At 53.3% G+C, this 21,928-nt stretch carries 19 protein-coding genes and 1 pseudogene; 13 read left to right on the forward strand and 7 right to left on the reverse strand.

Annotated features, from left to right (window positions below; genetic code table 11):
- Positions 1 to 113: 113 nt before the first annotated feature.
- From NM686_RS12455 to NM686_RS12480, 6 genes are all read left to right on the forward strand, one after another.
- Positions 114 to 233 (forward strand): potassium-transporting ATPase subunit F, encoded by a 120-nt coding sequence (locus tag NM686_RS12455; protein WP_255188187.1) that lies wholly within the window; start codon positions 114 to 116, stop codon positions 231 to 233.
- Positions 233 to 1,966 (forward strand): potassium-transporting ATPase subunit KdpA, encoded by a 1,734-nt coding sequence (gene kdpA / locus NM686_RS12460; RefSeq protein ID WP_255188188.1) that lies wholly within the window; start codon positions 233 to 235, stop codon positions 1,964 to 1,966. Before NM686_RS12455 ends, kdpA begins: the two co-directional genes overlap by 1 nt.
- A 19-nt stretch (positions 1,967 to 1,985) precedes the next feature.
- Positions 1,986 to 4,085: a potassium-transporting ATPase subunit KdpB gene (gene kdpB, locus NM686_RS12465; protein WP_255188189.1), complete on the forward strand. Its 2,100-nt coding sequence runs from the start codon at positions 1,986 to 1,988 to the stop codon at positions 4,083 to 4,085.
- 11 nt (positions 4,086 to 4,096) lie between these two features.
- A complete protein-coding gene (kdpC, locus tag NM686_RS12470) occupies positions 4,097 to 4,681 on the forward strand; it encodes a potassium-transporting ATPase subunit KdpC (protein WP_255188190.1) in 585 nt (194 codons plus the stop codon).
- A gap of 685 nt (positions 4,682 to 5,366) precedes the next feature.
- Entirely contained in the window at positions 5,367 to 5,594 is a 228-nt protein-coding gene (locus tag NM686_RS12475; RefSeq protein WP_255188191.1) for a DUF6290 family protein, read from the forward strand.
- Positions 5,578 to 5,814, forward strand: coding sequence for a type II toxin-antitoxin system RelE family toxin (locus NM686_RS12480; RefSeq protein WP_255188192.1), 237 nt, complete (start codon positions 5,578 to 5,580; stop codon positions 5,812 to 5,814). The genes NM686_RS12475 and NM686_RS12480 overlap by 17 nt, the downstream gene beginning before the upstream one ends.
- 219 nt (positions 5,815 to 6,033) lie before the next feature.
- On the opposite strand, the pseudogene NM686_RS21800 reads toward NM686_RS12480, so the two are convergent.
- Positions 6,034 to 6,565 (reverse strand): annotated as a pseudogene (locus tag NM686_RS21800) (REP-associated tyrosine transposase).
- 320 nt (positions 6,566 to 6,885) lie between these two features.
- On the opposite strand from NM686_RS21800, the gene NM686_RS12490 reads away from it, so the two are divergent.
- A complete protein-coding gene (locus NM686_RS12490; protein WP_269021768.1) occupies positions 6,886 to 9,624 on the forward strand; it encodes a sensor histidine kinase in 2,739 nt (912 codons plus the stop codon).
- A gap of 14 nt (positions 9,625 to 9,638) precedes the next feature.
- Positions 9,639 to 10,343 carry a response regulator gene (locus NM686_RS12495; RefSeq protein ID WP_255188194.1) on the forward strand — a complete coding sequence of 235 codons (705 nt, stop codon included), beginning with the start codon at positions 9,639 to 9,641 and terminating at the stop codon, positions 10,341 to 10,343.
- Between the two features lie 56 nt (positions 10,344 to 10,399).
- Here NM686_RS12495 and NM686_RS12500 read toward each other — a convergent pair whose 3' ends face one another.
- The 3 genes from NM686_RS12500 to NM686_RS12510 all read right to left on the reverse strand — a co-directional run bounded on the left by NM686_RS12500 (position 10,400) and on the right by NM686_RS12510 (position 13,745).
- The gene (locus tag NM686_RS12500; protein WP_269021769.1) at positions 10,400 to 11,599 is read right to left on the reverse strand and encodes a methyl-accepting chemotaxis protein; all 1,200 of its coding nucleotides are present in this window, start codon (positions 11,597 to 11,599) and stop codon (positions 10,400 to 10,402) included.
- A 101-nt stretch (positions 11,600 to 11,700) separates the two neighbouring features.
- Complete coding sequence (locus NM686_RS12505; RefSeq protein WP_255188196.1) at positions 11,701 to 12,981, reverse strand: CBS domain-containing protein; 1,281 nt, start codon at positions 12,979 to 12,981, stop codon at positions 11,701 to 11,703.
- A gap of 101 nt (positions 12,982 to 13,082) precedes the next feature.
- Positions 13,083 to 13,745 (reverse strand): response regulator transcription factor, encoded by a 663-nt coding sequence (locus NM686_RS12510; RefSeq protein WP_255188197.1) that lies wholly within the window; start codon positions 13,743 to 13,745, stop codon positions 13,083 to 13,085.
- Between the two features lie 244 nt (positions 13,746 to 13,989).
- Here NM686_RS12510 and NM686_RS12515 point away from each other — a divergent pair, with 244 nt between their 5' ends.
- Both NM686_RS12515 and NM686_RS12520 read left to right on the forward strand, forming a co-directional pair.
- Positions 13,990 to 15,087, forward strand: coding sequence for a DUF2817 domain-containing protein (locus NM686_RS12515; protein ID WP_255188198.1), 1,098 nt, complete (start codon positions 13,990 to 13,992; stop codon positions 15,085 to 15,087).
- A complete protein-coding gene (locus NM686_RS12520) occupies positions 15,084 to 16,190 on the forward strand; it encodes a GNAT family N-acetyltransferase/peptidase C39 family protein (protein WP_255188199.1) in 1,107 nt (368 codons plus the stop codon). The genes NM686_RS12515 and NM686_RS12520 overlap by 4 nt, the downstream gene beginning before the upstream one ends.
- 153 nt (positions 16,191 to 16,343) lie before the next feature.
- On the opposite strand, the gene NM686_RS12525 is transcribed toward NM686_RS12520, so the two are convergent.
- Positions 16,344 to 16,673, reverse strand: a complete 330-nt coding sequence (locus tag NM686_RS12525; RefSeq protein WP_255188200.1) for a hypothetical protein — start codon at positions 16,671 to 16,673, stop codon at positions 16,344 to 16,346.
- A 490-nt stretch (positions 16,674 to 17,163) separates the two neighbouring features.
- Here NM686_RS12525 and NM686_RS12530 point away from each other — a divergent pair, with 490 nt between their 5' ends.
- From NM686_RS12530 to NM686_RS12540, 3 genes are read left to right on the forward strand one after another with little or no spacing between them, the layout of a single operon-like run.
- Positions 17,164 to 18,885: a lysophospholipid acyltransferase family protein gene (locus NM686_RS12530; protein WP_255188201.1), complete on the forward strand. Its 1,722-nt coding sequence runs from the start codon at positions 17,164 to 17,166 to the stop codon at positions 18,883 to 18,885.
- 50 nt (positions 18,886 to 18,935) lie between these two features.
- Entirely contained in the window at positions 18,936 to 19,961 is a 1,026-nt protein-coding gene (locus NM686_RS12535) for a M14 family zinc carboxypeptidase (protein WP_255188202.1), read from the forward strand.
- Entirely contained in the window at positions 19,954 to 20,742 is a 789-nt protein-coding gene (locus tag NM686_RS12540; RefSeq protein WP_255188203.1) for an alpha/beta fold hydrolase, read from the forward strand. Before NM686_RS12535 ends, NM686_RS12540 begins: the two co-directional genes overlap by 8 nt.
- On the opposite strand, the gene NM686_RS12545 is transcribed toward NM686_RS12540, so the two are convergent.
- A complete protein-coding gene (locus NM686_RS12545; protein WP_255188204.1) occupies positions 20,735 to 21,052 on the reverse strand; it encodes an H-NS histone family protein in 318 nt (105 codons plus the stop codon). The two genes, NM686_RS12540 and NM686_RS12545, sit on opposite strands and share 8 nt — an antisense overlap.
- A 75-nt stretch (positions 21,053 to 21,127) precedes the next feature.
- On the reverse strand, positions 21,128 to 21,796 hold the full coding sequence (locus NM686_RS12550) for a DUF2914 domain-containing protein (RefSeq protein WP_255188205.1): 669 nt from the start codon (positions 21,794 to 21,796) through the stop codon (positions 21,128 to 21,130).
- Between the last annotated feature and the right edge of the window lie 132 nt (positions 21,797 to 21,928).

The following is a 21,928-nucleotide window of genomic DNA, read 5'->3' on the forward strand; positions in this document are numbered from 1 at the left end:
ACGATAAGAGCCGCGCGATGGGTCATCCCTGACTCTATTTATACGACATTTAGATCACTTCTTCGATACATTCAGCCACACCGTAACAAGCCGCAAGTTTCGAATCCCGCATCTTGCAGCCTAGTCACTTGAAAGGGGTGCATATGGTCTGGATGTATTGGTTGAGTGGCGGCCTGGCGCTGGCCGTATTGGTTTATCTGGTAATCGCGTTGTTTTACCCGGAAAAGTTCTGATGACTGAGCAAGGTTTATTTCAAGTCGGCTTATATTTGCTGGCCTTGTTGCTGCTGGTCAGGCCGTTGGGCGCTTACATGGCCAGGGTCTATGCGGACGGATCGGCCGGTTCGAATCGATGGCTGAAGCGCGTCGAGCTATCGATGTATCGCCTGGCCGGCGTCGATTGCAATCGTGACATGAACTGGCGGCAATATGCTGTCGCCATGCTGCTGTTCAATCTGCTGGGCATAGCTGCGGTGTTCGGTTTGCAACGCTGGCAGGATATTCTGCCGCTGAATCCGCAGGGCTTGCCGGCTGTAAGCGTCGATTCGGCCTGGAATACGGCGGTCAGTTTTGTGACCAATACCAATTGGCAGGGCTATGGCGGCGAAACCACGATGAGCTACCTGACCCAGATGTTGGGCTTGACGGTGCAGAACTTCCTGTCCGCCGCCAGCGGCATGGCGGTTCTGGTGGCGTTGATTCGCGGCTTCAGCCGACATAATAGCGAACGCATCGGCAACTTCTGGGTGGATATGACGCGCAGCACGCTTTACATCCTGCTGCCTTTAGCGTTGGTTTTTGCTGTCATCCTGGCGGGCCAAGGCGTGGTGCAGAACTTTGAGCCTTACCAGAAAGTCACGATGGTCCAAGCCCAAAATGATCACCCCCAACAACAAACCATCGCGATGGGGCCGGTCGCTTCGCAAGTTGCGATCAAACAGCTGGGCACCAACGGCGGCGGTTTCTTCAACGTCAATGCCGCGCATCCGTTCGAAAATCCTACGCCTTTGTCCAATTTCTTGGAAATGCTGGCGATTTTGCTGATTCCGGCCGCCTTGTGTTACAGCTTCGGCGTCATGGTCGGCGATATCCGGCAGGGTTGGCTGATTCTGGCGGTGATGACGGCGCTCTTTGTGCCGTTCGTTTTGTCGACGGTGGCTGCCGAACAAGCCGGCAACCCTTTACTCGCCAATCTGGGCGCCGATCAAACACCCTCTGTCGCCCAAGCCGGCGGCAACATGGAAGGCAAGGAAACCCGTTTCGGTATCGTCAACTCGGCGTTATGGGCGGTGGCAACCACGGCTGCCTCCAATGGTTCGGTCAATGCGATGCACGATTCGTTCACGCCGCTGGGTGGCTTGGCGCCGATGGCACTGATGCAGCTGGGCGAAGTCGTGTTCGGCGGCGTCGGCTCGGGCCTGTACGGCATGCTCGTGTTTGCGCTGATCGCGGTATTCATCGCCGGCTTGATGATAGGCCGCACGCCGGAATATTTGGGCAAAAAGATCGAAGCCTTCGAAATGAAAATGGCCGCTTTGGTGATTCTGATTCCGCCGTTGTTGGTGTTGGGCGGCACCGCTTTGGCTTTGCTGACGGACGCCGGCAAGGCCTCGATCTTCAATCCCGGCGCTCACGGTTTCAGCGAAGTGCTGTATGCCTTTTCGTCGGCCGGCAACAATAACGGCAGTGCCTTTGCGGGCCTGAATGCCAACGTGCCTTTCTATAACCAGGTCCTCGCCATCGCGATGCTGATTGCGCGTTACGGCTTGATGGTGCCTATCCTGGCCATTGCGGGTTCCTTGGCGGAGAAAAAGACCGTCCCGGTCGGTGCCGGCACGTTGCCGACCCATACGCTGTTGTTCGGCTTGTTATTGCTGACTGTCGTGCTGATGGTCGGCGCCTTGACTTTCGTGCCAGCCTTGGCGCTGGGGCCGATCGTCGAACATTTGCAAATGACAGGACTTTAAAAATTATGAAGGTGACGTGATGAGTACAAAAACACTTTCGACTGATTTATTCGATAGCGCTGTTCTGCGGCAGGCCGTCATCGGCGCTTTCGCAAAACTGGCACCGCGCCAGCAATGGAAGAATCCGGTGATGTTCGTGGTTTATCTCGGCAGCCTGCTGACCAGCGTACTTTGGCTGCAAGCGGTGCGCGGGCAAGGCGACGCTCCGGCCGGGTTTATTCTGGCCATTGCCTGTTGGCTTTGGTTTACCGTACTGTTCGCCAACTTCGCCGAAGCGGTCGCGGAAGGCCGCAGCAAGGCGCAAGCCGCATTTTTGCATAGCGCCAAACGCGACATCACCGCGAAAAAGCTCGAAGAACCGCGCTACGGCAGGCAGTACAGGCCGGTCGCGGGTTCCAACCTGCGTAAAGGCGACGTGGTATTGATCGAAGCCGGCGATTTCGTGCCGGGCGACGGCGAGGTCATCGAAGGCGTGGCGTCGGTCGACGAAAGCGCGATTACCGGCGAAAGCGCACCGGTGATCCGGGAGTCCGGTGGCGACTTCAGTTCGGTGACCGGCGGCACGCGGGTTTTGTCGGATTGGTTGGTCGTGCGCATCAGCGTCAACCCCGGCGAAACCTTCCTGGATAGAATGATCGCGATGGTGGAAGGCTCTGAGCGCCAAAAAACGCCCAACGAAATCGCGCTGACGATTTTGCTGGTGGCGCTGACATTGGTCTTTTTGATGGCTACCGTGACCCTGTTGCCGTTTTCGCTATACGGCGTCGAGAGCGCCGGCAGCGGCAAGCCCTTGTCGATTACCGTGTTGGTTGCGTTGCTGGTGTGCCTGATCCCCACGACGATAGGCGGCTTGTTGTCGGCGGTCGGTGTCGCCGGCATAGGCCGGATGATGCAGAAAAACGTCATCGCCACCTCCGGTCGGGCTGTCGAAGCGGCTGGCGACGTCGATGTGTTGTTACTCGACAAAACCGGCACGATCACGTTGGGCAACCGCCAGGCGGCGGCCTTCATTCCGGCCAAGGGCGTCAGTGAAAGCCAACTGGCCGATGCCGCGCAACTGTCTTCACTGGCCGACGAAACCCCGGAAGGCCGTAGCATCGTGGTGTTGGCCAAGCAAAAATTCGGTATCCGCGGGCGGGACGTGCATGCCTTGGGCGCGACTTTCGTGCATTTCAGCGCCCAAACCCGCATGAGCGGCGTCAATTTACCCTCGCCCACGGGGCGAGAAGGCGAAATGGGTCGGCAGATTCGCAAGGGTTCCGAGGATGCGATTCGCGGCTATGTCTCGGCCCTGGGCGGCCGTTTTCCCGAGGACATGCAGAAAATCGTGGTCGATGTTTCTCGCCGCGGCTCCACGCCGTTGGTCGTAGCCGAGGACAAGAAAGTTCTGGGCGTGATCGAACTGAAGGATATCGTCAAGGGCGGCATCAAGGAACGTTTCATCGAGCTCAGGCAAATGGGCATCAAGACCATCATGATCACCGGCGACAACCGCCTGACCGCCGCGGCGATTGCCGCTGAGGCCGGCGTCGACGATTTTCTGGCCGAAGCCACCCCGGAAACCAAATTGGCCTTGATCCGCCAGCACCAGGCCGAAGGCCGCTTGGTGGCCATGACCGGCGACGGCACCAACGACGCCCCGGCTTTGGCCCAAGCCGATGTCGCGGTGGCGATGAACAGCGGCACCCAGGCCGCAAAGGAAGCCGGCAACATGGTGGATCTCGATTCGAATCCGACCAAATTGATCGAAATCGTCGAAACCGGCAAGCAAATGCTGATGACGCGCGGCGCGTTGACCACGTTCAGCATCGCCAACGACGTGGCGAAATATTTCGCGATCATCCCGGCAGCCTTCGCCGGCACCTATCCTGCTTTAAATGTGTTGAACGTGATGCATTTAACGACGCCGGCCAGCGCGATCCTATCGGCGGTGATCTTCAATGCCCTGATCATCATCGCATTGATTCCGCTGGCCTTGCGCGGCGTGCGTTACAAACCGGTCGGCGCCGAGCAGCTACTGCAAAACAATTTACTGGTTTACGGCTTGGGCGGCTTGGCAGTGCCTTTCATCGGCATCAAGCTGATCGATGTTTTGCTGGCCGGCCTGCAACTGCTCTAACAGGAGGCATTATGTCTAGTTATCTGAAACCCGCCTTGGTATTGTTTGCACTGCTGACACTTTTGACCGGCGTCGTCTATCCGTTATTGGTGACGGCTTTGGCGCAGGGCCTTTTTCCGGTTCAAGCCAACGGCAGCCTGCTCAAAAACGATGAAGGCCAAATCATCGGCTCCGAACTGATCGGGCAACCCTTCAGCGACACTCGATACTTTTGGGGTAGGCCGTCGGCGACCTCGCCCTATCCTTATAATGCCGCCGCGTCGTCCGGTTCCAATCTCGGGCCGACCAACCCGGCGTTAATCACCACCGTCGCGGCACGCATCAAAGCACTCCATGAGGCCGATCCCGAGAAACATGCCTCCATTCCGGTTGACCTGGTCACTGCCTCCGCCAGCGGCCTGGACCCGCACATCAGCATCGCAGCCGCCGAATACCAAATACCGCGCATTGCCAAAGCGCGCCACATCGACCCGGCCAAACTGCACAACTTGGTCGCAAAACACACCGAAGACCGGCAATGGCAAATCTTCGGCGAGCCCAGAGTCAATGTGCTGAAACTAAATTTGTCGTTGGCTGATTTGAGTCGCAAGGATTAAAGAGTTTGTTGACCTGCTCGGCCGGCTAAAAGCTGACAAACGAACAGTAAATGCCACTGGCTACTATCCAGCCGATAGTGGCGGTAGGGTGTGGTGAGTTTACGAACCGCAGCAATCGCAAAAGGACAGGAGCAGGTTTTGCGTAGCCTTGATGCTGCGCCAGCGAAATCAAGAATGTTGGCCTGTCAATGATTTGGTTTATCTCGTAACCCAGATGTAGGGTACGCATCGCGTACCTTTAGAAAACCATCATCGTGGCAAAGACCAGAAGGTACGCGGTGCGTATCTACGTGGCTTGATTGTAAGACCTGCCCTTGTGATGCTGCGCAATATTCAGGCTACGCAGGGATTGCGAATCAAGCCGAGGCGGAATTCTTATGCCTGCCATAAACCGCATCAGATATTGAAAACCGGAACCCATGCTAGAATCACTATAAACTTTAAGAGCAGGTAGGTCCTGAAAAATCCTGTTCGTTCAGAGCTTGTCGAAGAATGAGCGGGATTTTTCATTCACTCAGCGGGTGAGTGTGTTGTGGGCGGTCCATACCTCGACATTGCTTAGCACGAACAGTCCACAACAAACGCCAACTGCTCTTTTTTAGAATAAACGTTTACCGGCTTATCCTAGCCTACTCGGCGTTATACAACGAGACTAAGCGTTTAAAATGACAATATAGGCAGCAACATGATGACACTAAATATCGACGACGACACGGCGAACCTGCTCCGCCAGTTGTCCGAGCAGGAACACGTCAGCCCCGCGCAACTGATCAAAAATCTGCTCAGCGATTACCTAGAAGACTTGGCCGACGCCGCAGCAGGCGATGCGGCGTTAGTAGAATTATTGAGTAGTAAGGACGATACGATTAGCTTGGCGGAATGGGAGCAACAACTCAATGCCTTGGAGCGTTAGGCTTAAGACGGGCGCCGCCAAAGCCATCAACAAACTGGACAAACCCGTCCGCGACAGAATCAAAACCTTTCTCGCTCAGTTAGCCGAGCAAGACAATCCGCGCATTACCGGCAAAGCCTTGCAAGGTAAATTGTCCGCATACTGGCGCAGAGACGACGAACTCATCGTTTTGGTCGTCGAATTGGGTCATCGAAAAGACATTTATCGAGACAAGCATTAATCGCAAAAAACCTAACCCCAACACCTTACTTCATATACATTTCCAATGTTTGTTCGTTCACGCATCACGCTGGTTAGAGTTTCGGCATGACTTTCGATTATCTACCTTCCGAATCAATCAACGGCGCAACCGACTGGAGCATCCAGAAACCCAGGGCGTTTAGCGATGCCGAAATCGAGCCCGGTAGGATGCGGTGAGGTACGAACCGCATAAATCGCGTCATTCTCCCGCGGATACCTTCGACAAATCGATGTCATCGCCCCGGTTTTCGGGATACACCCCACGTTTCACATAGCCATGAAAACTTGAATGAGGCCAATCTTTAACGCATTGCACCCAACCATGCTTGACCGGATTCCAATGAAGATAGTCGATATGCTGCCGATAATCGGCTTCGTCGCGAATGAGGTGCTCCCAAAATCGACGCTGCCATAGGCCACGTTCTCCGCGCTTCTCTCGACTTGTGGAGATTCTTTCGCCCTTTGCAATATGGCGAGAAAGAGGCTTTGATTAATCCCCAGCGCGGAGAAAAGTCTGAATCGTTCTCTGGCAATGTCAAGATGCAATGAAGATGTTCGGGTAAAATCACCACAGCATCGATTTTATAAGGGTGCTTGGCTTTCACACGGCCAAAGGCCATTCGCAATCGATCAATCTGATCCGTTAAGGATCAATTGTCATGGCGCTCGGCCAAATTAACGGTAAAAAACCATGTAGCTCCGGGATGTTGAAAGCGGCGATATTCAGTCATCGCTCTGGGTTATAGCGTTAATTTTCTCGATCGATGCGGTTCGTACCTCACCACATCCTACTGGATTGTCGGCTTTACGGGATAGACTTACCAATTGAAAATTTTGACGATGGGCCAACCCAAAATCAAGGGAACCACCGTTCGCTGGCATTGGCTCCGAAATTCGTTCGCCGTTATTTTTTGAGATGTTAAAAGCCGTTAGCCATTACAAACCGTAAAAACCACGGCGTAGCCTTCTAGCCAGAATATTTACCGCATTTTTATAATCATAGCCGTAATCTTGACCTACCTTGGCTAGTCAACAATCCATACCGACTTTCATGAACCTCGAACGCCCCAATCCCGATGAACTCTTGGCTCGCGTCGAACGTGACGCGGCCAAGGCCAAGCGCGGACGCTTGAAGATATTTTTCGGCGCGGCGGCCGGCGTCGGCAAGACTTATGCGATGTTGCTGGCCGCGCGGGAGCGACGGGCGGAAAATCTCGATGTGGTCGTCGGTGTGGTTGAAACCCACGGCCGCCTGGATACGGCGGCCTTGCTGAATGGCTTGGAACAACTGCCAACCCGGCAGATCGATTACCGGGGCAATGTCCTGCAAGAATTCGACATCGACGCGGCCTTGAAAAGACGGCCGGCATTGATATTGGTCGACGAGCTCGCGCATACCAACGTGCCGGGTTCCCGCCATCCGAAACGCTGGCAGGACATTCAGGAACTTCTGGAAGCCGGTATCGACGTGTATACCGCGCTGAACGTGCAGCATCTGGAAAGCCTGAACGACGACATCGGCCAGATTTCGGGCATCCGGGTTTGGGAAACCGTGCCGGACACGGTATTCGAACAGGCCGACGAAGTCGAATTGGTCGATTTGCCGCCCGACGAATTATTGACCCGGCTGAAGGAAGGCAAGGTCTATATTCCGCAGCAAATCGAACTCGCCATGCGGAATTTTTTCCGCAAGGGCAACCTGATCGCGCTGCGCGAATTGGCGTTACGGCAAACCGCCAACCGGGTCGATGCGGACATGCTGGATTACCGGGAAGATCATGCGATCCGCGAAGTCTGGCAAGTCGGTGAACGGATTTTGGTCTGCATAGGCCCGAATATGCTGTCCGAACGCTTGGTACGGGCCGGCAAGCGGTTGGCGGTCGGGCTGAAAGCCGAATGGGTGGTAGCTTATGTCGAAACGCCGAAGCTGGCGAGATTGCCCGCCGAAAAGCGCGACGCCGTATTACGAATCTTACGGCTGGCCGAACAACTCGGCGCCGAAACCGTGACCTTGAGTTCGCCGGATATGAGCGAAGCCATCATCCGCTTCGCCCGCGAGCGCAACATCAACAAGATCGTAGTCGGCAAACCCAGCCGGCGCGGCTGGAAACGCTGGTTATTGGGATCGGTGGTGGATGTGCTGATCAGCCATGCGCACAACATCAATATCTACCTGTTGGGAAGTCCGCAACAGGGCGAGCTGGAAACGCTTGACCTGGAAACCTCTTTGTTCAAAAAACATCCACTGCCGGGACTCAGGCAGCGCATTCCGCCCAAAATGCAAAAACGCTACCGTGGCTATGTCTGGGCCGTCACGGTGACCATCATCAGCACCCTCTTCGGCCATTTGATGTTCGGCCGGCTGGAACTGGCCAACCTGGTGATGATCTTTTTGCTCGGCGTGGTCTACATCGCGATGCGCTTTGGACGTGGCCCGTCGATTCTGGCCTCGGTACTCGGCGTCGGCCTGATAGATTTGTTGTTCGTCAAACCTTTTTTAAGCTTGACCGTGGCCGATAGCCAATATCTGATCACCTTCGTTGTGATGCTGATCGTCGGCATCGTGATCAGCAATCTGATGATCAATGTCCGCTCCCAGGCCAAGGTGGCCGCGCATCGCGAGCGGCGGGCGGCCGTGCTGTATGCGATCAGCAAGGAGCTGGCCGCTAGCCAATCCGAGCAGGACATCGTCGCCATCGCCGTCAAACATCTATACGCAGAGTTCAGCAGCCCTAATGTCATTTTGTTTCCGGATGCCGCGGGACATCTGAATTATCCCAAGCAGCCCGGTTTGTCGCAATCCTTGCGCGGTGCCGACCTTAGCGTCGCGCAATGGGTATTCGACCACAACGAGATGGCTGGACAAGGCACTTATACCTTGCCGGGAGCGGACGCCATTTATTTTCCGGTTTCCGACGGCGACAAGGTGTTGGGGGTGTTGGCCTTATTGCCGGTCAATCTGCGCCGGGTGTTTTTGCCGGAACAACAGAAATTGCTGGAAACCTTCCTGCGGCAAATCGCCCAGGCTTTGCTGAGAATCCGCTTTTCCGAACAAGCGAAACGGACGCACATGCAGATAGAGGCCGAACGCCTGCGCAATTCCTTGCTCAGCGCGATTTCTCACGATCTACGCACGCCGTTGGCCAGCATCGTCGGTTCTGCCAGCACCTTGGCGGCCAACGATAACCGCATGTCCTCGCAGGATAGGCAGGAACTGAGCCAGGCCATCGTCGACGAAGCCGAGCGCATGACCAATCTTGTCAATAATATTCTGGACATGGCCCGTCTGGACGCCGGCATCGCGGAATTAAACAAGCAGTGGTATCCAGTGGAAGAAATCATCGGCGTGGTATTAAGCCGTTTACACAAGCTGCTTGCCGACAGACCGGTCGACGTTCATATAGCGCCGGATATGCCGATGCTGTTTGTCGACGCGGTCATGATAGAACAGGTGTTGATCAATCTGCTTGAAAATGCCGCGCGCTATACGCCGGCGGGTAGCGCATTGGAAATCAGGGTCGATGCATTCGAGAATGGCGTCGAAATTTCCGTCGCGGACCACGGGCCCGGTATTCCCAAAGGCCTCGAGGAAAGATTGTTCGAAAAATTTTATCAAGTCCGCCATGAGAGCGCGCAGAGTGGCGTCGGCCTGGGTTTGGCGATTTGCCGTGCCATTGTCGAAGTACACGGCGGCAGCATTCGAGGGCAAAATCGGCTGGAAGGCGGTGCGGTATTTACCATAACGCTGCCGAACGAGCCGATGCCGCCGCAATTCAGCGCGGAACCCTGAGGGACTGTTAGCCTATGTCAAAAACCGATCCCGTCATCATTATCGTCGAAGACGAGCTGGCCATACGCCAATTCCTGCGCACCGCTTTGCGCCTGCAGGGATACACCGTGTTTGAGGCCGAAACCGGCCAACGCGGCCTCGTCGAAGCCAACATACGCAAGCCCGATTTGCTGATTTTGGACTTGGGCTTGCCGGACATGGATGGCATCGAAGTCATCAAGGCCATTCGAGCATGGTCCACGCTGCCGATCATCGTGTTGTCGGCGCGTAGCCAAGAGCGACAAAAAGTCGATGCACTCGACCTCGGAGCTGACGATTATTTGACCAAACCGTTTGGTGTCGAGGAACTGATTGCAAGAATTCGAGTAGCCTTGCGCCATGCGAACAGAAAGGAACAATCACTGGATAACGATGTGTTGGTGACGGGCGGTTTGAAAGTGGATTTGAGTAAGCGCTTGGTCAGCGTCGATGGCCGGGAAATCGCTTTGACACCGATTCAATACCGCTTGTTGGCGGTATTGGCCAAAAATGCCGGCAAGGTCATGACGCACCGGCAGATCATGAAAGAAGTCTGGGGACCTTCTTATGTAGACAATGTACATTATGTCCGGATGTATATGAGTCAACTGCGGCATAAACTCGAAACCGATCCGGCTAAACCGCAGTACTTGGTTACGGAATCCGGTCTAGGCTACCGGCTGAAAATAAAAGACGAATAAGCCTAAAAACGCAGTCGAGCCTATCAAAACCCCGTTCGCCCTGAGCCTAAAGAATGTCAGGATACTTCCATGCTTGCTATTTTGGCGGACTCAGTTGTGGGTATCTTGGGATTCAAGCCGGATATTAGTGACCTGAGACGTTCGATGCGAACGTGGAAGCGTTGCACCCCATCGTGTTGCTCGTGATCTTGGTGCAGTTTTTGAAAGTCGTCCAAATAATCGCCAATCAGCGAGGTTTTTTGCGCCAAGCCGCTCATGATTTGGCTGACGATGTCCTCGAACTGGATGGCCATGACACCCTCTTCGGTCAGCTGGCGAATTCGTTCGGTGATTTCGGTGATTTGATGCGAATGGTCTCTGGCCTTATCGGTAACCTGGATGAGCTCGCTTTCCAAAGTGTTCAGGTTTTCTCGCGAGCGGTTGGCCAAGCTCAGATCGATTTGGGTGGAAAGGGTTACCTGCGTGCCCACCTCCTGAAGCGAATTCAGGATGTCTTTCAAAAGAACACCGATTTCGTCGTTGAAATTTCGGGTTCGGGAAGCCAGTGAACGCACTTCATCGGCTACCACGGCAAAGCCGCGGCCGGCTTCACCTGCCCGCGCCGCTTCGATGGCGGCGTTCAAGGCCAATAGATCGGTTTGTTGGGTTAATTTGGACACGCTTTCCAAGGCGCCGGTAATACCCAGTATTTTATGTTGCATTTGTTCGAAGCTGGTTGCGATGGCAGCGCTGGATTGTCTAAGCTCGCGCAGTTTGCCGACGAACTCGTCGATCAGCACATGAGTTTCGTCGAAAAAACGCTGTAATCCGGAGTTATGCTGCGCATCGACAACCTCCGACCCGGTCAATTGCAACACTTCGTCAATCAACGTTTTCAATACCTGACGCTGATTGGCCGACTGTTGCTCCAGACCAGTCAGGCTGCCGTATAGTTTGACGACCGACTCGCGCATGATTTGGCAAGCCTGCTGCGTATCGCGCTGTAGGGTCGAAAACTGATCTTGAGTATGACCGGCAACATGGTCGCATAGGGAATGGTATTCCGACATCATGGTATGCAACTGGTACAAGCGGGCTTGTTGGACCATTTTCGAAGACTGACGCCCGCGCCGGGAAAAAAATAAGGCAGCAACGGCAAGCAAGGACATCAGAATGTAAGGATATGGGCAAATCGGCGCACCGCTCATGCCCCAAAGCCAGCAGGCAAAAGAGATGAACATTACCAGCCAAATCAATACGGTATCGATACGTTTCATGGTAGGCCTATTATTTTTCCGAGTCATCTAAGTTAAGCAGTAGGGAAGCGCTGAATGAATCCACCATGAGCCCGAACCACAGGAAACAAGTCGGGATTTCCTTAGGCGGCGGGATGCATGATGGCATCGGCATCTGCCAGGAACTCATGTAGTTGTTCCTTGGAGTCTATTTGCCGAGCCGTGATGTTCACTACCGCCGCCGCGTCACCGAACAGGGTCTCGATACGGCTTTTGATACGCGCGGCGAAGCGGACGGCACCCGATGCCAGGGTATGCGGCAACAAAACGCCAAACGTGGTTTCGTTCCAGACGGCTACGGCGTCGGTGGCTCTTGCCCATTGCGGCAGTTCCACGGCGATTTGTCGCCGGATTTGCTCCAAGCCAAGAGGGAAATTTTCACGGGTTTGATGGCAAGCGATGGCAAATAGCGCGATTGAAAATGGCGCCGATTGGTAGCGGTAGATGCGGCCGATCTCATCATCCAGCTTTTGTTGCAATATTGCCCTAGTGTCGAGCCCGATAGCCAAGCTTTTCGATGTACTGTCGATGGTAGTTTTATTCTGTTCCATGCCAGCGATCAATTCGCGTAATTCATCGCTATGGTACTTGGTGAGATTGATCCAGGCGCTATACACAAAGCCAACCAACTCGCTTTGCGTGATGACGCCTAGCAAATCGCCGGATTCGCCAATGACGACCGAGCGCTTGATATTATGATTTTTAAGCTGACCAAGCGCTTCTTGAACGGTGGCCGTGGTCCGCGTGACGATGACCGGCCTGCTCATGTAGTCCGGCAAGCAGCCTCTAAGGCTTTTTCCGCCGGCGATGGCTCTGAAAACATCCTTGGTGGTGATAATGCCTAACGCCACGCCATCTTCAACCACGACGACGGCGTCTTCCAGGCGCTTGAAATGGCACAAGATGTCTTCCAATATCCAGTCGGGGGAAAACGTTATCAGCTCGGATTTCGAGATCAGATCGCCCACTGTCTTTTTTTCGACCAACACTGTAGGAGAAATGGCGGCCAAAAGGTCGGTATAAGTCAAAATCCCCGTAAGCGTGTCTCCCTGCAGGATGCCCAGATAGCGCTGCGCCGACGCTTCGAGACACTCCAACGCGGCGAGAACGTGCTGACTTTCGGTAATGGTGGGCAAAACCGGCAATGACAACTCGGCCAAAGGCGCATGTTGGTCGCCGTTTTTTGCCAGATAAGCCAGCAGTTGCTCGATCGAAAACAGGCAACGTTGCGTGCCTGCTTCGACAATCACGCTGCTGAGATTTCTTTCATCCATCAAGCGGGATGCTTCGGCCACGCTGATGTGCGGCGCAAGTAAAAATATCCGCTTTTGCGCAATCAATCCAACACTTGGGAAAATCGACATAATAATGAATGGGTTCTATCGATCCTGCCACGAATGCGTCCAGGGAACGCGCACTCGATTATTCGTCATTTGCTTCAACCTCAAATGAGCCAAACTCACCTTCATACGCCGAGGCTGACGTTGAAGGCTAAGTCGGTGAGATTAGAAGGCGCCGTAAAGGTATGGTAATCCCGGATCAAATCGGCAACCGACTTGGCCTTGATTTTACCCATCAGATTGGCGCGGTGAACTTTGACGGTCTTGATCGAAATGCCCATGACTGCCGAGATTTGTGAGCTAGAAAACCCTTTTACCACTAACTCACAGGTTTCCAGCTCCCGTCTGGTGAGTTGGTTGAATTTACGGCTGATTTCCAGACGGTGGATATGCCATGAGAAAACCTGTTCGAGCACTAATTTCATTTCTTCGAGTTTGAAAGGTTTATGAATGAATTCCGAGCTGCCGATATAGAGATTGCGCAACAATTGCAAATCCTTGAACTGTCTACTCAGGTAAATTTTAGAACAATTCAGCCAAATGACATCGAATGCGGACTCGTCGAAAATATCCGCAAAACAGGCATCGACAACCAGACAGGATGTCCACGTGCCTTGAGATAATTGGGCATAGTGACAGCGCAACCATGCAAATAAAGAATCCCGGCTTTCGAAATAATGCGTTTCCGTATTCGGAAACGGACAAATACGCAAAATACCTCTATAGGTGGATAATTCGCTATCGACCACTACGATTACGAATTTGTAATCAGAAAAATTGATCTGCATCAACATCAATCAAATTAGGTTGGGAACAACGTTAGTCATGTTGCCGAAGTTTAGGCGAATAGCACTCTTTGTCTATTGGGCCAAAGGCTTAGATTTGGAATAAGTATAGACGCTAAGTCTTGGTTATCAGGGCTAGACCTTTACAGTTTGCAATCGTCAGTCAATTATCCTGACGCTCCCGTACAATAGTTTGCAAACAACGAGTAATATCACTGGTTAATTTTACTTGCCTGGATGGACCACGATGTTTTCGCGTTTTCCGTTTGCCGAGATCGACACCCAGATATTTCCCGCCAGTTATCAGTCCGCCCGCCGGCAATGGCTGGAGCAGCAGACCGACCTGCCTTATCCTTGTCAGCACCTGAGATTTGCCTGTGCCGGAAAGGGCCCTGCAGGCGAGGACTTGATAACCGATGTACTGTGGCTGGGCGAGCAACAAGCCGAAAACGTCGTCGTACTGATTGCCGGCACGCACGGCGTGGAAGGCTTGACCGGTAGCGCGATTCAAACCGACTTATTGCAATTATTGGCCAGGGGTCAACCGACCTTTCCCCAGCGTACCGCGCTGCTATTGATTCATGCACTGACACCGTGGGGCTTCGCCTGGCTGCGCCGCTGCGACGCCGACGGGGTGGATCTGAACCGCAATGCAGTGGATTTTTCCGCGCCATTGCCAGAAAACTTGGGTTACGCCGCATTACGGGAAGCCTTGTTTGCCGGCGATGCCGAAACCCGGCAACGCTTGTTTGACCAATTCAGCGCGCAGCACGGCCGCGTGGCGTTGGAGATCGCCATCAGCGGCGGCCAATATCACGATCCCGCGGGGCCTTTCTTCGGCGGCCAAGCACCGGCGCATGGTCGCCGGGTATGCGAAACCTTGATCGAACAGTACGCCTTGTCGCAGCGGCGTTTGGCCGTGGTTGATTTGCATACAGGCCTTGGCCCTTACGGTTATGGGGAAATCATTTGCGATCACGCGCCCGACAGTGCCGGTGCCGATGTGGCACGACAGTGGTACGGCGACGCAGTGACGCTACCGTTAAGCGGCACGTCCAGTTCCGTGCCAAAAACAGGGCTATTGGACTATCTGTGGCATGCGGCGATGGACGAGCACAGCTGTTATGTCACCCTGGAATTCGGCACCTACAGCACCGATGCGTTATTCGAAGTGCTGCTGCGCGACCATCAACTGTGGGCGCAGGCCGAAAACGCGGACGAGCGCCTGGCGCACAGCTTGAAGATGAGGCATCATTTTTGCCCTAATGATACGGCTTGGCAGGAAATGGTGTTGGTTCGCGCCCGTCAAGTCATCGCTCAAGCGATACGAGGAGCTTCGTTTTGACATTATCGATACGCCCTGCCCTGCTCGCCGACCTCGATGCCTTGGTCGCATTGGAAAACGCCAGTTTCGTCACCGACCGGCTCAGCCGCCGCAGCTTCAAACATTGGCTGACCACCGACACTGATCACCGCGCCCTGCTGCTGGCCGAAAACGAACAAGGTCTGGCCGGCTATATCCTGATCATCTATCACCCTGGCACCCGGTTGGCACGGATATATTCCCTGGCCGTCGATCCAAGGCAGCGCAACAGCGGCATTGCCCAGGCCTTGATCATTCGGGGCGAACAAACCGCGCGCGATGACGGCCGCCTGTATCTGCGGCTGGAAGTCAACGTCGACAATACCCCGGCCATCAGGTTGTACGAAAAGCTAGGGTATCGGAAATTTGGCTTTTACCGGGATTATTACCAGGATCACAGCGATGCGCTGCGCTATCAAAAACGCATCCGTAGTTACAAGGATACGCCACAGCACCGCTCGGTGCATTGGCTGCGCCAGACCACTCCGTTCACCTGCGGACCGGCCGCGTTGATGATGGCCATGCACGGCCTGAACCACGCCTACCAACCCTCGCGGCAAGAAGAAATCGATTTGTGGCGCGAAGCCACCACGATTTTCATGACGTCGGGCCACGGCGGCTGTCATCCCGTGGGCCTGGCATTGGCCGCCAAACGGCGCGGCTTTGCGGTGGAAGTCTGGATCAACCAAAGCGGGCCGCTGTTCATCGACAGCGTGCGTAACGACGACAAAAAGCAAATCATCGAACTGGTCGACAATTGCTTCAAAGACCAAGCCGCCGCCCACGACATACCGATACATTACGGCAACGTCAGCCAAGACGATTTGATTGCGGCCTTTGAATCCGGCGCTATACCGTTGATCTTGATCAGCACCTTTGCGATGGACAGAAAAAAAGCCCCGCATTGGGTGGTCATGAGCGGTTTTGACCAGGATTGCCTGTATATGCACGATTCCGACCCCGACGACAGCCGGCAAAGCGAACTCGACTGCCAGTTCATCCCGGTCGCGCGCGAGGATTTCGAGCGCATGTCCTGTTTCGGCAAAAGCCGGTTGAGAACGGCGGTCATCATTCGGCCGGCCTAGCTTTTCAGGATGGGTCCACGAAGAATCCCCTTCCAGCATTTAAGTCACGAGACACTCGACTAAACGCCCAATCTAACCTTCTCCCGGCGGGAGAAGGCTGCGATTCGGCTTTTACGACGCTCTCCGTTTGAGCGAATGACCGATCTGTCGAACTCAGTCTGGTTCTAGCGCTGTGTCAACACCTTCGGCCTCTTTTGCATCAGCCGAGTCTTTAGCCTCATCCCGCTCGCATTTGCCTTCAAGCAGATCAATGGCGCCCGGCCAACAGGAGGCTTTCACGTAATCTTTTGCATAATCAAAAAAAGCCACACCGGAACAATCCTCGTGTTTGAGCGTAGCGGGCGCGCCCAGATCCTTTTCGTCATAAATTCTGACGACTTTACAAAAGTCAACGGGTCTCGACCAAGCCGGGCTTGATATTAGGCATAACAACGTCAAAGCGTAAACGTTCTTTTTATGAGTCATTTTTAATTTTTCTCCCATTGTCGGTGTTGCAATGTATTTGTTGCAGCTTCCCAGTTTTAGTGGGGCTACCTGATTGATGGAAACCTCTACCGATTTCAGTTCAGCACACCGTTCTAGCGCTTCCAGCCTGTGGCGAAATCGCTTTGGCCTTGCCTGAACAAGCCGGGGCCGACGCAGCGCATAGAATACACCGGCGCAGGCCAGATCATTAAAAAACGTTTTATAACATTAACCGGCCTGCGGTCGCCTAATAACCGATCATCCGTTGCATCGGCAACCGTCACATTCCTGTCATTTTTGCGGATTACGCTGTAACGGAATTTGGTCCACGAAACACACGAAAATCACGAAAAATCTCAAACAATTACCACACCTAAGAGCAGCACCGAACAGGTGAATAGACAAGCTTCATAACGCAATGATTTCTTTCGTGTATTTCATGATTTTCATGGACTTGCTGCCGTTTTTAGGATGAACCATCCATTTCCTTTACCACTGAATCATCGCCATGATTGATGCCGCTCGTATTCTGCAAGAAACCTATCCCGATTTTAAATTGGGCAAAGACAATGGCTTGGCCGTCAAGGCCTTGAAAAAGCTATTACACGAAGACGATTTCAACGCCTTCATCACCAAAAACCAGCATCTGCGCGGCTTTGCCTTCTTGGACAAATTGCTGAACCACTTCAATTTCAATTATCAGGTCAGCAACCGCTCCTACAGCAACATTCCAGCCGAAGGCCGGCTGTTGATCGTCGCCAATCACCCTATCGGCACTTTAGACGGCCTGGCCTTGGTCAAGCTGATTCGCTCGGTCCGCCCCGACGTGCGCATCGTCGCCAATCGGGTATTGACCTACATGGAGCCCTTGCAAACGATTTTTCTGCCGGTGGATGTGCTATCAGACAAAAAAAGCCTGAAAGACAGTTACAAAGCCATGCTGGACGCCCTGGAAAACGAAGAAGCCGTAATCATTTTCCCGGCCGGCGAAGTCTCGCGCATCACGCCCAAGGGCATACGCGACGGCAAATGGCAAAACGGCTTCATCAAGCTGGCCAGGAAAGCACGCTGCCCTATCCTGCCGATACATATCAAAGGCAAAAACTCGGCGCTGTTCTACGGCGTCTCCACCATGTACAAGCCGATGGGTACCTTGCTACTGGTCAAGGAAATGTTCAATAAAAAAGACCAGGAAATCCGCTTCAAGGTCGGCTCGCCAGTTCCGTTTGCCGCCATCGAACACAGCGAAGACAGCAATAAACAATTGGCACAACGTTTTAGCAAGCATGTGTTGAATCTGGGTAAAAAGGATAAAGCGCCACTGTTCGAAACGATAGAAACCGTCGTTCATCCGGCGGATGCCAAGACCATCAAAAAGGCCTTGTTTCAATCCCGCTTGCTGGGCGAAACCCGCGACGGCAAAAAGATTTTTTTGTATCGTTTTCAGCACGATTGCCCGGTGATGCAGGAAATCGCCCGCTTGCGGGAACTGACATTCAGAACGGTGGAAGAAGGCACCGGTTTGGCGTTGGACCTGGACAAATTCGATGTCTATTACAGCCATATCGTGCTGTGGGACGACAACAATCTGGACATCGTCGGCGCGTACCGGGTTGGCGAAGGCCCCAAAATCATGGCCAGCCATGGCATCGAAGGTTTTTACACCAGTACCTTATTCGACTTGAACCAGGATTTTGCCGCGTTGCTGCCGCAAAGCATAGAACTAGGCCGCAGTTTCGTGCAGCCACGTTACTGGGGGCAACACAGCCTGGATTATCTTTGGTACGGCATCGGCGCCTACTTGCGCGAGAAACCGGACATCAAATATTTGTTTGGCCCGGTCAGCATCAGTAACGCTTATCCGCAAATGGCCAAGGAATTGATCATCGGTTTTTACCGGCAGCAATTCGGCTCGAATTTGCCAACGGCGCAGGCCAAACGGCCGTTTGTGCTGTCAGAGCAAGGCCTGCAATTCGCCACCCAGGCATTCGACGGCGATTATTCGACCAGCTTTAAAGTCTTGAATAGCGAACTCAAAAAACTGGGGGTCAAAGTCCCGACCCTGTATAAACAATATGTAGAATTGTGCGTGGAAAAAGGTTGCCATTTCATCGATTTCAACGTTGACCCCGATTTCAATAACTGCATTGACGGCCTGATCATGGTCGAAATCGACAAGATCGCGCCGAAAAAACGTCTGCGCTACATTGAATCCGCGCTGACGCATTGATTTTGTGTTTTTTCCATTATCGCCATGTCGTGCGCTGATTACGAGGGAAGATGCGTAGCTCAGCCAAAGCCGACTTTGTCGAATTGACGCAACTCGAGGAATTGATCGATCAGTTGGGCACAAGGACCCAGGTCGAAGTGGTAGAGCGGATTCATCATCAAGGCCGAGAGTTTCCGATTTATAGCCTGGTTCTGGGGTCGATGCGCGACGATGTGCCGGTATTGGCCTTCTTCGGCGGCGTGCATGGACTGGAAAAAATTGGCTCGGAAGTGATTTTGTCGTATCTCAACACCCTGACCCAGTTATTGGATTGGGACGAGGAATTGAATGAGCGCCTGGAAAGATCGCGCCTGGTCTTCATGCCGATTGTGAATCCGGTCGGCGTTTTCCAGGGCACTCGCAGCAACGGCAATGGCGTCGATTTGATGCGCAACGCGCCGATAGACGGCACCGGAAACATCAAGCTCTATAGCGGCCACCGTCTCAGTCCCAAACTGCCCTGGTATCGCGGCGACGGCGCCGAAATGGAGACCGAAGCGCGCGCCTTGTGCCGCGTCGTCGAAAAACACTTGTTCAATGCGCCGTTGTCCATCGCGCTGGATTTGCATTCCGGATTTGGCATTCACGATCGCTTGTGGTTTCCTTATGCATCGATCAAACAAGCGTTTCCGGGTATCGCCGAGGCGCATGCGTTAAAGACATTATTTGACCGCTGCTATCCCAATCATTTTTATAAGATCGAACCCATGAGTCAGGAATATGTGATCAACGGCGACTTGTGGGATTATCTGTACGACAGTTTCATGCAAGCGCGTTCCCCGCATCATCTGTTTATGCCGCTGACCTTGGAAATGGGCTCCTGGCTCTGGCTGCGCAAGAGCCCTTTGCATTTGTTCCAACGTCATGGCTTATTCCATCCCTTGTTACCGCATCGTCATCAACGCATTTTGAGAAGGCACTTTACCTTGTTCGATTTTCTTTATCGCAGCCTGCTTTCTCCGGGGCAATGGGCCAAATTAAATACCGACAGACTCGACCATCATCGGCAACAAGCGATGAAGCTCTGGTATGGTTGACATGATTGGACAAAACTGGCTGTTATTACGGGGGCTGTCGCGCGAGGCCGCGCATTGGGGAGATTTTGTCGGATTATTGCAAGCACGCTTTCCGTTGGCCCAAATCAGCACCCTGGACTTACCGGGTACTGGTCAGCGTTATCTCGAAACCAGTCCTTGCACCGTAGCCGAAATTACCGAATCGGTACGCCGGCAAACCCTGGAAAAAGGCTTGCTGAATCACCCCTTGACTTTGGTTGGCCTGTCGCTAGGCGGCATGGTCGCCTGGGAATGGATGCTCAGGTATCCCCAAGACATTGCCGGTGCCGTCCTGATCAATACCAGTCAGGCGAACCTAAGCCCTTTTTACCAACGTTTGCGCTGGCAAAGTTACCCTAACTTTTTCAAGTTGATGCTACGGCCTAGTCGATTTGAGAGGGAGTTATTGATCTTGCAATGGGTGGTCAATCGCAGAGAAGAAGACGAAGAACTTGCCTCGTCATGGGAAGCCATACAAGCCCAAAGGCCTGTCAGCCTTTGCAACACCATTCGCCAATTAACCGCGGCGGCCCGCTACCGTCCCCGCGAGCAACGGCCAGCTGTGCCTGTTTTGCTGCTGAATAGCCGGGGCGACCGCTTGGTGGCCCCGGCTTGCTCTGAAGCCATACACAAGAAATGGCAACTTGCATTGGATACTCACCCTTGGGCCGGACATGACCTGCCACTGGACGACGGCGAATGGGTCACCTATCGCTTAAGCACCTGGCTCGAGCGGCTCAAGCATGAGTCGGAGATTATTTAATCTCGAATTCGGCTTTATCGCGGCCCGCGGCCAACAATTCCTGCATCCATTTAGGCGCCAGTCCACGTCCGGTCCAGGTTTGCGAGGCATCGGCGGGGTTACGGTATCTCGCGGCCACTTTACCGCCTTTTCTGTCGATTTTTTTATCGGCGTCGTGGATCTCAACTGTCACCCCTATAGAGGCCGCCAGCTCTTTAATTTGCGCAATGACTTCCTTGCGTTTGCTGCTTTGTTTTTCTTTCAAAGCCCTCTCGGCGTTATCGATCAGTGCTTGAATTTCCGCTTCAGAGAGATTGTTAAAATCGGTCATGGGTTTTCTATTCCTCATTAAATTAAAAACTCGGCCAATTGTAACATTTTGTTCAAATAATAATAAATAGTTATTTCATGGATTAATCAGGAAATTAACCTCACTGAACACTTTCCCTCGATTATCGATTAACACCACTTGCCATTCCCCTGCATCTTTCACAGTAACTTTTTTACTGGATATCAGCTTGTTTCTACCGGGTCCCAGGTCAAATTGCTTTTTATATACGAGGCGACCTCCCTTGAACCATCGATGGAATAATAACAGGTCTTTCCTGTTTCTAATTTCACTGAAATAAAATAATTCAAGCGTTTCATTCGGCTGCATAACCACCGGGACCTTAATTGAATCACCAGGCTCGCCGCTTTTGGGCACGGTCGTCAACGCGGCTCGAATGACGCGTTTATCGAAGATGATAGCGGCCGGACGTTTGACAATACCGGATTGCCTGGTTAAATCCTCTGAATTTACAGGAGAATCATTTACGTCAGGCTTAATTACACCGCTAGTTTGTATTGGCGCAGAGGATTCCGCCCCTCCCTGCTCACCGGCCTGCTGTATATTATTGGCAGTATCTTCGGCAGAAAACCATAAAACCATCAGCATCAGCATTAATACTAGAATCGCAATCGCGGCCAATATGCGCCGGGTATGCCAAACCGTTACCATTTTCGGGTCGATGAGTGCCTTTCTGTGCTTATCTTTATCGTAATTTATCTTAATAACCACTCTATTTTCCGCCATGCCGATTCTCGTCAGATTGATTCACTATCGCCGCCGCCCTCGTCCCCGAACAGGCGTCTTTACTCGATTTTTCCTTGGTAATATATCATTTTAGCTCTACCATAATGAGCACCACTTGCTAAGAACCTGGAT

The sequence above is a fragment of the Methylomonas rapida genome, from assembly GCF_024360925.2.
In the GTDB taxonomy this organism is placed as follows: Bacteria; Pseudomonadota; Gammaproteobacteria; order Methylococcales; family Methylomonadaceae; genus Methylomonas; species Methylomonas rapida.